Source organism: Micrococcus porci (assembly GCF_020097155.1).
In the GTDB taxonomy this organism is placed as follows: Bacteria; Actinomycetota; Actinomycetes; order Actinomycetales; family Micrococcaceae; genus Micrococcus; species Micrococcus porci.
Genome location: NZ_CP083691.1, coordinates 990,025 through 1,002,977 on the forward strand (window position 1 = coordinate 990,025; position 12,953 = coordinate 1,002,977).

At 73.6% G+C, this 12,953-nt stretch carries 12 protein-coding genes; 5 read left to right on the forward strand and 7 right to left on the reverse strand.

What is annotated here, in order from left to right; genetic code table 11:
• The first annotated feature begins 77 nt into the window (after positions 1–77).
• From clpB to KW076_RS04775, 5 genes are all read left to right on the forward strand, one after another.
• The gene (gene clpB / locus KW076_RS04755) at positions 78–2,687 is read left to right on the forward strand and encodes an ATP-dependent chaperone ClpB (RefSeq protein ID WP_224356454.1); all 2,610 of its coding nucleotides are present in this window, start codon (positions 78–80) and stop codon (positions 2,685–2,687) included.
• A gap of 176 nt (positions 2,688–2,863) precedes the next feature.
• Complete coding sequence (locus KW076_RS04760) at positions 2,864–3,073, forward strand: DUF3073 domain-containing protein (RefSeq protein WP_224356778.1); 210 nt, start codon at positions 2,864–2,866, stop codon at positions 3,071–3,073.
• Positions 3,070–4,014 (forward strand): Sir2 family NAD-dependent protein deacetylase, encoded by a 945-nt coding sequence (locus KW076_RS04765; RefSeq protein ID WP_224356455.1) that lies wholly within the window; start codon positions 3,070–3,072, stop codon positions 4,012–4,014. The genes KW076_RS04760 and KW076_RS04765 overlap by 4 nt, the downstream gene beginning before the upstream one ends.
• A 257-nt stretch (positions 4,015–4,271) precedes the next feature.
• Positions 4,272–4,850: a hypothetical protein gene (locus KW076_RS04770; RefSeq protein WP_224356456.1), complete on the forward strand. Its 579-nt coding sequence runs from the start codon at positions 4,272–4,274 to the stop codon at positions 4,848–4,850.
• 110 nt (positions 4,851–4,960) lie between these two features.
• Complete coding sequence (locus tag KW076_RS04775; RefSeq protein ID WP_224356457.1) at positions 4,961–5,980, forward strand: hypothetical protein; 1,020 nt, start codon at positions 4,961–4,963, stop codon at positions 5,978–5,980.
• A 118-nt stretch (positions 5,981–6,098) separates the two neighbouring features.
• Here the strand turns inward: KW076_RS04775 and purM are convergent, their stop codons facing one another.
• The 7 genes from purM to KW076_RS04810 form a co-directional block, all read right to left on the reverse strand.
• Entirely contained in the window at positions 6,099–7,274 is a 1,176-nt protein-coding gene (purM, locus tag KW076_RS04780) for a phosphoribosylformylglycinamidine cyclo-ligase (protein WP_224356458.1), read from the reverse strand.
• Positions 7,271–8,884, reverse strand: a complete 1,614-nt coding sequence (purF, locus tag KW076_RS04785) for an amidophosphoribosyltransferase (protein ID WP_224356459.1) — start codon at positions 8,882–8,884, stop codon at positions 7,271–7,273. Before purF ends, purM begins: the two co-directional genes overlap by 4 nt.
• Complete coding sequence (locus tag KW076_RS04790) at positions 8,881–9,309, reverse strand: hypothetical protein (protein WP_224356460.1); 429 nt, start codon at positions 9,307–9,309, stop codon at positions 8,881–8,883. The genes purF and KW076_RS04790 overlap by 4 nt, the downstream gene beginning before the upstream one ends.
• Positions 9,310–9,381: 72 nt before the next feature.
• Positions 9,382–10,005, reverse strand: a complete 624-nt coding sequence (locus KW076_RS04795) for a peptidoglycan-binding domain-containing protein (protein ID WP_224356461.1) — start codon at positions 10,003–10,005, stop codon at positions 9,382–9,384.
• Between the two features lie 65 nt (positions 10,006–10,070).
• On the reverse strand, positions 10,071–10,952 hold the full coding sequence (locus KW076_RS04800) for a hypothetical protein (protein ID WP_224356462.1): 882 nt from the start codon (positions 10,950–10,952) through the stop codon (positions 10,071–10,073).
• A gap of 533 nt (positions 10,953–11,485) precedes the next feature.
• Positions 11,486–11,887, reverse strand: coding sequence for a sterol carrier family protein (locus KW076_RS04805; protein ID WP_224356463.1), 402 nt, complete (start codon positions 11,885–11,887; stop codon positions 11,486–11,488).
• Positions 11,884–12,930 (reverse strand): asparaginase, encoded by a 1,047-nt coding sequence (locus KW076_RS04810; RefSeq protein WP_224356464.1) that lies wholly within the window; start codon positions 12,928–12,930, stop codon positions 11,884–11,886. The genes KW076_RS04805 and KW076_RS04810 overlap by 4 nt, the downstream gene beginning before the upstream one ends.
• Between the last annotated feature and the right edge of the window lie 23 nt (positions 12,931–12,953).

Consider the following 12,953-nt stretch of genomic DNA (forward strand, 5'->3'; position numbering starts at 1 on the left):
GGCGGTGTGGAATACCGCCCACCCCGGCGATGTTGAGTGGACAAGACTCAAGTACGGTTCCGAAGGAGCAGCACCGCATGAACCCCTCCCCGCAGTTCACCACCAAGAGCCAGGAGGCGCTCTCGGCCGCGGCCATGAACGCGTCCACCGCCTCCAACCCGGCCGTGGAGCCGGCCCACCTCCTCAAGGCCCTCATGGACCAGCGGGACTCGGTGGCTGTCGCCGTCCTGAAGGCCGCCGGGGCGGACCCGGACGTGGTGTCCGTGGCCGCCTCCACCGCCATCCACGGCCTGCCGAAGGCCTCCGGCGCCACGGTGTCCGAGGCCCGGCTCTCCCCGGCCGCGGGCGCCGTCGTGAAGGCCGCCCAGCAGCAGGCGTCCGCGCACGGCGACGAGTACGTCTCCACCGAGCACCTGCTCCTGGGCCTGGCCGCGGACGGCGGCGAGGCCGGCCGCGCCCTCACCGACGCGGGCGCTTCCCTCGCCGCGCTGCAGGCGGCGTTCACCCAGGTCCGCGGCGACGAGCGCGTCACCACCCCGGACCCCGAGGCCACCTTCCAGTCGCTGGAGAAGTACGGGACGGACCTGACCGCCGTCGCCCGCTCCGGCAAGCTGGACCCGGTCATCGGCCGCGACCAGGAGATCCGCCGCGTGGTGCAGGTGCTCTCGCGCCGCACCAAGAACAACCCCGTGCTCATCGGCGAGCCGGGCGTGGGCAAGACCGCCGTCGTCGAGGGCCTGGCCCAGCGCATGGTGGCCGGGGACGTCCCCGAGTCCCTGCGCGGCAAGACTCTGATCAGCCTGGACCTGGGCGCCATGATCGCCGGCGCCAAGTACCGCGGCGAGTTCGAGGAGCGGCTGAAGTCCGTCCTCGAGGAGATCAAGAAGTCGGACGGGCAGATCGTCACGTTCATCGACGAGATCCACACCGTGGTCGGCGCGGGCGCCTCCGAGGGCGCCATGGACGCGGGCAACATGCTCAAGCCCATGCTGGCCCGCGGCGAGCTGCGCCTGATCGGCGCCACCACCCTGGACGAGTACCGCGAGAACATTGAGAAGGACCCCGCCCTGGAGCGCCGCTTCCAGCAGGTGTACGTGGGCGAGCCGAGCGTGGACGACACGATCGCGATCCTGCGCGGCCTGAAGGAGCGCTACGAGGCGCACCACAAGGTGGCCATCGCGGACTCTGCGCTCGTGGCCGCAGCCACGCTCTCCGACCGCTACATCAGCGGCCGGCAGCTCCCGGACAAGGCCATCGACCTCGTCGATGAGGCCGCCTCCCGGCTGCGCATGGAGATCGACTCCGCCCCGGAGGAGATCGACGCGCTGCGCCGCCAGGTGGACCGCATCACCATGGAGGAGCTCGCCCTCGACGGTGAGTCCGACCCGGGCTCCGTGGAGCGACTGGCCGGGCTGCGCGCGGAGAAGGCGGACAAGGAGGAGGAGCTGCGCGCCCTCACCGCCCGCTGGGAGGCGGAGAAGGCGTCCCTGAACGAGGCCGGCGACCTCCGCGCCAGGGTGGACGAGCTGCGCTCGCTGGCCGAGAAGGCCCAGCGCGACGGCGACCTCGCGGAGGCCTCCCGCCTGCTCTACGGCGAGATCCCCGCCCTCGAGAAGCAGCTCGAGGAGGCGGACCGCGCCGCGCAGGAGGGCCAGCAGGGTGACGTCGAGGCGATGGTCTCCGAGAACGTCACCGCCGACGACATCGCCGAGGTGATCTCCGCCTGGACCGGCATCCCGGCCGGCCGCATGCTCGCCTCCGAGACCGAGAAGCTGCTCTCCATGGAGGAGCACCTCGGCGACCGCCTGATCGGGCAGAAGGACGCCGTGCGTGCCGTCTCCGACGCCGTGCGCCGGGCCCGGGCCGGCATCGCCGACCCCAACCGTCCCACCGGCTCGTTCCTCTTCCTGGGCCCGACGGGCGTGGGCAAGACCGAGCTGGCCAAGGCGCTCGCGGAGTTCCTCTTCGACGACGAGCGCGCCATGGTGCGCATCGACATGTCCGAGTACGCGGAGAAGCACGCCGTGTCCCGCCTGGTCGGCGCCCCTCCCGGCTACGTCGGCTACGACGAGGGCGGTCAGCTCACCGAGGCCGTGCGGCGCCGCCCGTACTCCGTGGTGCTGCTGGACGAGGTGGAGAAGGCCCACCCGGAGGTCTTCGACATCCTCCTGCAGGTGCTCGACGACGGCCGCCTCACCGACGGCCAGGGCCGCACCGTGGACTTCCGCAACGTCATCCTGATCCTCACCTCGAACCTGGGCTCCCAGTTCCTGGTGGACCAGACGATGCCGGAGCAGGCCCGGAAGGACGCAGTCATGGACGTGGTGCGCGCCGCGTTCAAGCCGGAGTTCCTCAACCGCCTCGACGAGATCGTCACCTTCGACGCCCTCGGCGTGGAGGACCTGGCCCGGATCGTTGACCTGCAGGTGGCGTCACTGGGGGAGCGGCTGCAGCAGCGTCGCCTGACCCTCGACGTCACCGACGCGGCCCGCGAGTGGCTGGCCCTGACCGGCTACGACCCGGCCTACGGCGCCCGCCCCCTGCGGCGCCTCGTGCAGCGCGAGATCGGCGACCAGCTCGCCCGCGCGCTGCTCTCCGGGGCCGTGCAGGACGGCGACACCGTGGTGGTGGACCGGGCCGGCGAGGACACGGCGGACGGCCTCACCGTCGCCGCGCGTCGGGCCTGACACCCGTGGCGCCCGCCCCCGTCGCAGGGGCGGGCGCGGCCGTCCCCGACGGGGGCGTGATGCAGGGGGGTCGTGTACCCTGTTATGCACGAACCATAATGACCAGTGAGATCCTCGGTCGGCCTCTGAGAGCCGTCACATCCGAGGCGACGAGAGATGCGAAGGGGGTCACGCTCATGGGGCGCGGCCGTCAGAAGGCGAAGGCCACCAAGCAGGCACGGGAGATGAAGTACATGTCTCTCGGAACAGACCTCTCGGCACTGGAGCGAGAGCTCACGGGCGGGCGCACGGACGCGCCGGCCGTCGAGCCGGAGGTCGACTACGAGGATCCCTACGCGGACCTCTACGCAGACGACGACGAGGACGACGACTCGCGGGTGCGATGACCCCCGTGAGGCACCCCTCCCAGGACGGGCACCAGGCCGCGCTGCGGTCCATCGCCCGGGTCGTGGGGGAGACCGCTCCTCTGCAAGACCCCGAGACCGCGTCTCGGGGTCTTCTGCGCATGCTGGAGGCCGGACGGCCCCTCGTGATCACGGGCGCCGGCGTGTCCACCGACTCCGGGATCCCCGACTACCGCGGGCCGAACGGCACCCTCCACCGGCACCGGCCCATGACGTACCAGGAGTTCCGCGACGACCCCGCCGCGCGGCACCGGTACTGGGCCCGCTCCTTCGTGGGCTGGCGTCACATGGACGAGGCCGCCCCCAACGCCGCCCATCACGTGCTGGCCGACTGGGTGCGCCGGGACGTGGTGGCCGGGATCGTCACGCAGAACGTGGACGGGCTGCACGCGCAGGCGTTCGCCGCCGCGGGGGCCGCGCCGTCCCGGCTGATCGCCCTGCACGGCGACCTCGCCCGCGTGGTCTGCCTGCAGTGCGGGGCGATGGAGGACCGTACCTCCCTCGACGCCCGCCTGGCCGCGGCCAACCCGGGCTACCTCGAGGCCGTGACCGTGGACCCGGACGCCGTGAACCCGGACGGCGACGTCACCCTGGACCAGCGCTGGGTGGACGCCTTCACGATGGTCGGCTGCCGCGTCTGCGGCTCCGTGCAGCTGAAGCCGGACGTCGTGTATTTCGGGGAGAACGTGCCCCCGGCCCGGCGGGACGCCGCGCGGGCGCTCGCGGAGGAGGCGGACTCGGTGCTCGCCGTGGGGACGTCCCTGGCCGTGATGAGCGGCTTCCGGTTCGTCCTCGACGCCGAGAGGGCCGGCAAGGAGGTCGGCGTGATCACGCTCGGCCCCACGCGCGCCGACCCCAAGGCGCAGTGGCGCTGGCGCACCCGCGTGGCCGAGGCCCTCGCCTGGCTCGACGCCCGGCTCTGACGACCGGCTCTGACGCCCCGTGCTGTGGTGCGCGAAATGAACGGCGTGCCGTCCCCTTCCGCCCGCGAAATGAACGGCGTGCCGTCCCCTTCCGCCCGCGAAATGAACGGCGTGCCGTCCCCTTCCGCCCGCGAAACGAACGGCGTGCCGTCCCCTTCCGCCCGCGAAATGAACGGCGTGCCGTCCCCTTCCGCCCGCGAAACGGACGCAGCGTGGCACGCGTAAAGCGGCATTTCCCGTGCAGATATCATGAGGCCATGTCCGTTCCTCCCCATCCCACCCCGGCCCCCGACGCCCCGCGCCCCCTGCCCGGCGCGGCACCCCGCGAGGCGGGGAACGCCGTCGTCGTGGGCGGGCCGCGCGGGGCCCGGGCCCTCCTGCTCGCCGTCCCCGGTGTGTGGCTCGGCCTGCTGGTCGGGATCTCGCTGATCGAGGCGCCCCTGAAGTTCACGGCGCCCGGCATCACGATTCCGTTGGGGCTGGGCATCGGACGCCGCGTCTTCTTCGCCATGAACCTCGTGGAGGCGGTGCTCGCCGTCGTGCTGCTGGTGGCCCTCGCGAAGTCCCTCGGTCGGCCGCGCGAGCTCACCGCGCCCGGTCCGGGTCGGCTCTGGCTCGGCGGCCTGACCGCCGCGGGCCTGCTGGCCGTCAAGGCGGTGTTCATCCGCCCCTTCCTGAACCGCCGCACGGACATGGTCCTGGCCGGCGTCGACGACGGCGGGTCGCTCTGGCACTACGCCTACGTCGCGGTGGACGGGCTGTTGATCCTCACGGTGATCGCGCTGATCGTGCTGGCCGCCCGGCACCTGCTGCCGGCGTCGCCCGGGGCGCGCTGACGGCCTGAGGCGCCGGAACCGTCCTGCACAGGGGCGTGGGGCAGGCGCGGCGTCCACGGACCCCTGCCCAGGCCCGGCGGAGGGGCAGGCGCCCGCCGCAGGCTGGGGGTATGGCACTCGAGTCCCTCGCCGACGTCCTCGGCAGTGCACCCCTGCCCATCCGCGCGGAGGGGCCGCCGCCCCTCGGCCTCTTCACCCGGTCCGACCTGCGCGCGGCCGGTCTCGGCGGGCACCGGGTCCACGGCCGGGACGTCCGGAGGGTCACCCATGGGGTGCACCGGCTCGCCACCGATCCCGCGGGGGACTGGGCGGTCCTCGGACACCGGTGTCCGCCCGCGCCGTTCGCCCCGGAGGAGACGGCCGCGATCGTCGAGGCCGCGGGCGGCGTCGCCTCCCACCTGACGGCCCTGCTCCTGCACGGGGTGCCGCTGCCCCCCTTTCTCGCCGAGGACGGGACGGTGCACGTCTCCCGGCCGCACGCGCGCGGGGCATCGGGACGGCTCGAGGTGACCTCCCACGCCAGGAGCGTGCCCGCCGCGGACGTCACGAGCCTGCACGGCATCCGCGTGACCTCGCTGGAGCGCACCTGGGCGGACCTCGCGTCGCTGGTGCCCCCGGGCCTCGTGGACCCGGTGGTGGCGGCGGGCGACGCCGTCGTGCGCCACCCCTGGACGCCTCAGGGCCGCTCGGCACCGCGGACGACGCCGGCCCGGCTGGCCGCCGCCCTGGACCGGGCGGGGCGGTTCAAGGGAGTGCGGACCGCGCGTCGGGCGCTGGAGGCCGTGCGGGTGGGCTCGGACTCCCCGCAGGAGACCGCGCTGCGCCTGGCGCTTGTCCACGCGGGGATCCCCGAGCCGGAGCTGCAGCTGGTGTTGCACCCCGGGCGGGAGCGCTCGCCGGACGCCGACCTGGGGTGGCGGATGTGGCGGCTGGTCGTCCACTACGACGGCGCCTCGCACCTCGAGCCCGCCCAGCGGGCCGTGGACGCGCGGCGGCACGAGGGCTGGGAGCGGGCGGGCTGGGCGCAGATCGTGGCCACGGTGGACGACGCGCGGGACGACTTCCGGCGGGTCGTCGCGGAGGTCCAGGCGCACCGGCGGCGGCTGGGCGGTCGCGTGTACGTGTGCTGAGCGGGGTCGTTCACATCGCGCACGACAGCGCACGGCGCGCCGTCCGCTTCTCGAACGAAAGCGGGCGACGCGCCGTCTGTCTCGCGAACGAAAGCGTTCGGGGCCGGAGGAGGGGCGGTCAGTCGGCGTAGGTGCCGGTCATGAGGACGGCACCGCCGTCGACGCCCTTGGCGCCCTGCACGTAGTCCTCGCCGGCGGCCTGGGCCTGCTCGGTGACCTCGTCGATCCCGCCCATGACCCACGCCGGGATGCCGGCCGCCTCGATCGCGGCCACGGCCCGGTCGGCGGCGTCGGCGGCCACCACGGCCACCATGCCCACGCCGAGGTTCAGGGTGCGCTCCAGGTCGGCCAGGGGCACGCGGCCCAGCTCGCCGACCAGGCGGAACACGGGCGGCAGCGCCCAGGTGCCGCGGTCCACGGTCGCCATCATGCCCTGCGGCAGCACACGTGCCAGGTTCGCGGCCAGGCCGCCGCCGGTCACGTGGGAGAACCCGCGCAGGGACAGGTCCGCGCCGCCCTCGGTCCCGTTGAGGGAGTCCATCAGGTCCAGGCAGGCGCGGGTGTAGATGCGCGTGGGCTCCAGGAGCTCCTCGCCGAGGGTGCGGCCCAGCTCGTCCACGTCGCGGTCCAGCTGCCAGCCGGCGGCGTTGATCACCCGGCGCACCAGCGAGTAGCCGTTGGAGTGGATGCCGGAGGAGGCCATGCCGATCACCACGTCGCCGGAGCGGACCCGCTCGGCGCCGAGCACGCGGTCCGCCTCCACCACGCCGGTGGCGGCGCCGGCGACGTCGTACTCGTCCACGGCCAGCAGGCCCGGGTGCTCGGCGGTCTCGCCGCCCACCAGGGCGGTGCCGGCCAGGCGGCAGCCCTCGGCCACGCCGCGCACGATGTCCGCGACGCGCTCAGGGACGACCTTGCCGCAGGCGATGTAGTCGGTCATGAACAGGGGCTTGGCGCCGACCACCACGATGTCGTCCACGACCATGCCCACGAGGTCCTGGCCGATGGTGTCGTGCCTGTCCAGGGCCTGAGCGATGGCCACCTTGGTGCCCACGCCGTCCGTGGACGTGGCCAGCAGCGGCTTGCGGTAGCCGGTGAGCGCGGAGGCGTCCCACATGCCGGCGAAGCCGCCGACGCCGCCGAGCACCTCGGCGGTGTGCGTCGCCTTCACGGCGTCCTTCATGAGCTCCACGGCGCGGTCCCCGGCCTCCACGTCCACGCCGGCGGCGGCGTAGGTGAGGGGGGCGTCCAGGGCGTCGGCGGTCTGCGTCTCGGTGCGGGGTGCGTCGGTCACAGCGGGGTCCTGTCGGTCTGGGTGAGCAGCTTCTCGTCCTCGGAGTCCGGGCCGGGCTCGCAGCCGGTGGACGCCACGGTGGTCACGGTCCCGTCCTCGGACACCACGTCGGTGGCCTCGGCGGTGGGGGTGCCGTTCTCGAGCACGGCCTTGCCGCGCTCCTTCTCGTCCGCCAGCTCGATGGGGTACGTGCCGGTGAAGCAGGCGGTGCAGAGGCGCTCGCGCGGCTGCTCCGTGGCGGCGATCATGCCCTCCTCGCTGATGTACGCCAGCGAGTCCGCGCCGATCGAGGAGGCGATCTCCTGGACGCCGGCCCCGTTGGCGATCAGCTCGGCGCGGGTGGCGAAGTCGATGCCGTAGAAGCACGGCCACTTCACGGGCGGGGAGGAGATCTTCACGTGCACCTCGGCGGCGCCGGCCTCCTTCAGCATGCGCACGATGGCGCGCTGGGTGTTGCCGCGCACGATCGAGTCGTCCACGACGACGACGCGCTTGCCCGCCACGACGGACGGCTGCACGTTGAGCTTGAGGCGGATGCCGAGCTGGCGCAGCGTCTGGGACGGCTGGATGAACGTGCGTCCCACGTAGGCGTTCTTCACGAAGCCCTGGCGGAACGGGATGCCGGAGGCGTCCGCGTACCCCACGGCGGCGGGGGTGCCGGACTCGGGCACCGGGATGACGACGTCGGCGTCCACCGGGTGCTCCTGGGCCAGGCGGCGACCCATCTCCACGCGGGACTCGTACACGGAGCGGCCGTTGATCGCGGCGTCCGGGCGGGCCAGGTAGACGTACTCGAAGACGCAGCCGGCCGGCGTCGCCTCGGCGAAGCGGGTGGAGCGGATGCCCTCCTCGTCGATGGCGATCATCTCGCCGGGCTCCACCTCGCGGATGAAGGAGGCGCCGACGGTGGCCAGGGCGGACTGCTCGGAGGCCACCACCCAGCCGCGCTCGAGGCGGCCGAGCACCAGGGGGCGCACGCCGTGGGGGTCGCGGGCGGCGTAGAGGGTGCGCTCGGTCATGAACACGAAGCAGTACGCGCCGCGGACCTTCGGGAGCAGCTCGAGGGCGGTCTCCTCGACGGAGACGCCCTTCTCGCCGTGCAGCAGCGCGGTGACCAGGGCGGTGTCCGTGGTGTTGCCCTGCTTGATCTCGCCGAGGGTGTGGGCGCCCTCCTTCGACTCGACCATGCGCAGCAGCTCGGCGGAGTTCACCAGGTTGCCGTTGTGCGCCAGGGCGACGGTGCCGTCGTCGGCGGTGGCGCCGAGGGTGGGCTGGGCGTTGGCCCACTTGTTCACGCCGGTGGTGGAGTAGCGGCAGTGGCCGACGGCCACGTGGCCGGTGAGGGCGGCCAGGGTCGGCTCGTCGAACACCTGGGAGACCAGTCCCATGTCCTTGTAGACGGCGATGCGCTTGCCGTCCGACGCGGCGATGCCCGCGGACTCCTGGCCGCGGTGCTGCAGCGCGTACAGGCCGTAGTAGGTCAGCTTGGCGACCTCCTCGCCCGGCGCCCACACGCCGAACACCCCGCATTCGTCCTGGGGGCCGGCCTCCTGGGGGTCGAGGGCCGCGGTGAGGCGGCCGTCGCCGCGTCGGGTGCGAGCGGAGATCACTGCTCGGGGGTCCTTCCATCGGAGGGGTCCGCGGCGGGACGCGCGGCGGGAGCCACGGCCTCGGGGCGGGGGAGGGCGACGTCGGCGGCGGCGGGGTCGTCGGTGCGCTCGAGGAGCACGGTGCGCTGGGTGCGGCGCGAGCGACGGTCCAGCAGGAGCCAGACCAGCAGGCCCAGCACGAGGCACGCCAGCACGGCGGCGACCACCATGTAGCCGAACGTGGACGCGAAGCTCAGGGGCATCCCCGAGTACGGGTCCGCGGGCGGCTGCGGCCCGGCGTGCACGGCGGCGGTGCCCAGCAGGGCCAGCACGACGCCGACCAGGGCGGAGACGATCACCGCGGCCGAGAGGCGGGGTGCCCGCCGCAGGACGTACTCCTGCTGCTGGGGAGCCGACGGGGTGCTGCGCTCGGGGCCGGAGGTCATGGGGTCCAGTCTATCGACGACCCGGGCGCCGCACGGAGCCGCGTCACGGGCCCCCGCCGGGCGGCGTCGGGCTCAGCCTCGCAGCGCGTCCGCCGGCCGCTGACGGCTGGCCACCCATGCCGGGTACAGGGCGCTGACGACGCCGGCCGCGGCCGTGACCTGCGCGCCGTCCTTCCCCAACGGGATGAACTGATGCCAGCTCACGGTCACGGGGGCGTCCTCGGGCAGGGGGTCACCGGCCTCGGCGAACAGCTCGCGCAGGGCCCGGGCGGTGCCGGAGTCGAGGACGCCGTCCGTGTCCGTGGCGTGGCCCGCCTTCTGGAGCGCCCGCTGGAGGGACGCGACGTCCTCGCCCTCGTCGCCCTCGGTGAGGTCGCGGTAGAGGGCGAGGGGCTCGGCCAGGAACACGTAGGTGACGCCGGAGACCTCTCCGGCCACATCCCCGGGCCGGACGCTCTCCCCCGGCTTGGCCGTCTGGCGCAGGACGACGGCGGGCCCCTCCGCCTGGACGGCCACGCTGCGGGTCTTCCCCGCGGCGACTGTGCCGGCGAAGGACGCGGTCGTGTCCACAGCGCGCTGCTCGACGGCGGCCCACACGTCGATTGGCCGGGCCACCGCTGCGGGGTCCGCCGTGGTGGGCGGCTGGAAGAACCGTCCCGCCACGAAGGAGGCCGCCAGGAGGGCCAGGACGAGCATGCCGACAGCGGCGAGGCGGCCCGGATGGGCGATGCGGCTCCCGGCCCGCTGAGGCGCGGTCGCACTCACTGGTGGCTCGCGAGGTAGGCGCGGGCGGCGTCGACGAACTTCTGGTTGTCGGCCTTCTCTTGGGCGAGCTGGGCTTCTTTGCCCTTGAAGAGGGCTGCCTGGTAGCCGGCCTCCAGGTCGCCGAGCCTCTGGGTGAGCTGTGTCTGCTCGTTGCACGTGGCCTCGATGACGGCGATGCGGATCTCCTCCTGTTTGGCGGCGGGTGAAGGGTTCTGCGGATCCGCGGTGGTGAGGATCCCGAACCCCTGTTCACTTGACCATGCGTTGTCATCAGTTCGCGGCGTGAGGCCGCGGGATGTGAGGCAGTCGTGCCACTGTTTCCGCGCTTCCTTCCATTCCGGGGTGGCGCTGGCCAGGGTGAACGCATCGTCTCTGATGTCTATGGCGGTCGTCCGCTCCGTCTCCGGGGGCGTCACGGAGTCAAGATCATCCCGGACGATCTCGTTGCAGGCGTCGTAGGCCGTGTTGAACGCGGGGTCTGATTCTTCGCTCCACTGTCCGCCGAGTGGAGGCGCCTCCGTGCTGGCGGGGCGCGGCATGGTGTAGCCGTTCTGCGCCGCACTCGCCGTGCGCCAGAGTCCGTACGGACGCTCCTCGGCGGGGCTCGATGTGGCGGTGGGGGCGAGACCGTTCACGCCCTTGGAATTCAGGCAGGTGCGCATGATGACGTGTCGCGCCTGACCGATGAGCTGCTCGCTGTCATGGTCGAGCGAGTACTCGTCGACGGGGAGGACGACCTGCCCATGCTCCCGGTCGAGGTGAGCCGTCGCCGACGTGTCGGGCGGGACGTCGGGCGCGCCGGACTGGGCACACGCGCTGGCACTGAGTGCGATGCCAGCGATGACGGCGAGGCGGAATGGACGAGGATCGGGGCGCACGAGGGACCTCCATGGTGAAGCGCGAACTGGAAGGAAAGGGAGCACCTGCACGCCCATCCGCTGGTGCGCGTGCAGGTGCTTCCCGCGGTGGGTCAGACTCGCTCCCAGCTGCTGATCCGGTCATTCCACGTCAGCCCGATTCGAATCGTGTACGCCCGGAGATCGGACCAGTTGTCCCTCGTCGTGAAGCTGCGTCCAAGGAAGCCCGCGTCCTCCCAGAATCGGGTCTGTGCGCCGTAGGTCTTCACGGAAGATATCCGTTCGTTCAGCGAGCCGACATTGGCCAGTCACCAGCGCGGCCTGGCAGCCGGCTTCCGGGGCGCCGAGGCGTTGGGTCGGGTCGGTGCGCTCGTTGCAGGTGGCGTGAATGACGGCGAGCCGGACCTCCTCCTGCTTCGCCGCGGCGCTCGCGGCGGCGGCCCTGCACCTCGGTGGTGTACCCGTGTACGCCTCGTTGAAGCCGGGGTCGCTCTCGTCGCTCCACCCGCCGGGCGGGGGCGTGGTCCCCACCGCCGCCTTTGCCGGGGGATGCCTTAAGGCCGCACGAGCGGCAGGTGCCCGGCGAGGTCCGCGCGGACGCCCGAGGCGCGCACGGCCCCGCTCGCGACGGCGTCATTCCACCTCGTCAGCCCCGTCGCCAGGGACAGCCACGTCACCGGGTCCGTCTCCACCACGTTCGGCGGGGTGCCGCGGGTGTGCCGCGGCCCCGGGATGCACTGCGCGACGCCGAAGGGCGGCACTCGCACCTCCACGGAGTTCCCGGGGGCGCGCGTCGCCAGCTCCTCGAGCGCGAAGCGGACGGCCGTGGCACGGGTGCTCCGCGGCAGCGCGGCCGCGGCGGCCGGGTCCTCCGCGTGCGCGCGGGCCCAGGCCGTCAGGGCCGCGTGCCCCTCGACCACCGGCACCCGCCGCTTGGGGACCGAGCCCGTGGTCACGCGCCCACCAGCTGACGCACCGGCGCGGCCAGGCGCACTTCGCCCACCGGTGCCCCGCGGCCCAGGATGCTCGGCGCCACCCGCGCGGAGACCTCCGCCAGGCGTCCGGCGTCCACCTGGTCCGCCGCGAAGCGGCCCAGCAGCGCCAGGGCGACGAGGTTGCCGGCGCGCGTGCCGCCGTCGAGCGCCTTGACGGCCACGGCGGTGCCGTCCGGGGCGCCCATCACCATGACGCCGTCCGCGCCGAGCTTGGCGACCAGGCCCAGCTCCTCCATGACCACCGTGTTCGCCTTCCCCGGGCCCTGCACCGCCCACGGGTGCGCGAGCATCGCCCGGGCCACGGCCGCTGCGTGCGGCTCCGCGCCCTCCCGGCCCGGCGCCTTGGACACGGCGCCGATGCCGCGGGCCAGCCCGGCCAGCGAGACCACCGCCGCCGGGGCGCCGCAGCCGTCCACGCCCGTGTGCGCGACCGGCTCGCCGCAGTACTCGGCGATCACCGCGTCCACCTCCCGCTGGAGGGGGTGCTCCGGGTCCAGGTAGGTGCCGACGTCGTGCCCGGAGGCAGCGCACGCCGCGAGGAAGCCGGCGTGCTTGCCGGAGCAGTTGTAGGCCAGCGGCGTGGCGATCTCCGCGGTGCCGGCCTGCGCGGCCAGCCGGGCCACCTCTCCGGCGACCTCGGGGAGCGCGGACGGACACTGCAGCGCCTCCGGGGCGAGGCCGTGGTCCGCGAGGACCCGGGCCGCCAGCTGCTGGTGCGCCTCGGAGCCGGTGTGCGAGCCGCATGCGATGGCCAGCGCCTCGCCCTCCAGCCGCGCCCCGTGGCGCAGGGACGCGATCGCCTGGAACGGCTTGAGCGTGGAGCGCGGATAGACCAGGGCGTCCGCCGGGCCCAGCGCCGCCAACACCTCCCCGTCCGGCCCCGTGACGACGGCGGCCCCCGCCGTGCGCGACTCCACGAAGCCGCCGCGCACCACCTCGACGAGCTCGACGGCGTCGGCCAGGGCGAAGGTCTGCCCGGCGGGGGCGGCGGAGGTCTGCGTCATGGGGCCAGCGTAGCGAGGGCCTC

Excerpts from the sequence above, each read along its gene's own strand:
- clpB (WP_224356454.1), top strand. The coding sequence starts at position 78 with ATGAACCCCTCCCCGCAGTTCACCACCAAGAGCCAGGAGGCGCTCTCG.
- KW076_RS04770 (WP_224356456.1), top strand. The coding sequence starts at position 4,272 with ATGTCCGTTCCTCCCCATCCCACCCCGGCCCCCGACGCCCCGCGCCCC.
- KW076_RS04775 (WP_224356457.1), top strand. The coding sequence starts at position 4,961 with ATGGCACTCGAGTCCCTCGCCGACGTCCTCGGCAGTGCACCCCTGCCC.
- KW076_RS04790 (WP_224356460.1), bottom strand. The coding sequence starts at position 9,309 with ATGACCTCCGGCCCCGAGCGCAGCACCCCGTCGGCTCCCCAGCAGCAG.
- KW076_RS04760 (WP_224356778.1), top strand. The coding sequence starts at position 2,864 with ATGGGGCGCGGCCGTCAGAAGGCGAAGGCCACCAAGCAGGCACGGGAG.
- KW076_RS04765 (WP_224356455.1), top strand. The coding sequence starts at position 3,070 with ATGACCCCCGTGAGGCACCCCTCCCAGGACGGGCACCAGGCCGCGCTG.
- KW076_RS04795 (WP_224356461.1), bottom strand. The coding sequence starts at position 10,005 with ATGCTCGTCCTGGCCCTCCTGGCGGCCTCCTTCGTGGCGGGACGGTTC.
- KW076_RS04810 (WP_224356464.1), bottom strand. The coding sequence starts at position 12,930 with ATGACGCAGACCTCCGCCGCCCCCGCCGGGCAGACCTTCGCCCTGGCC.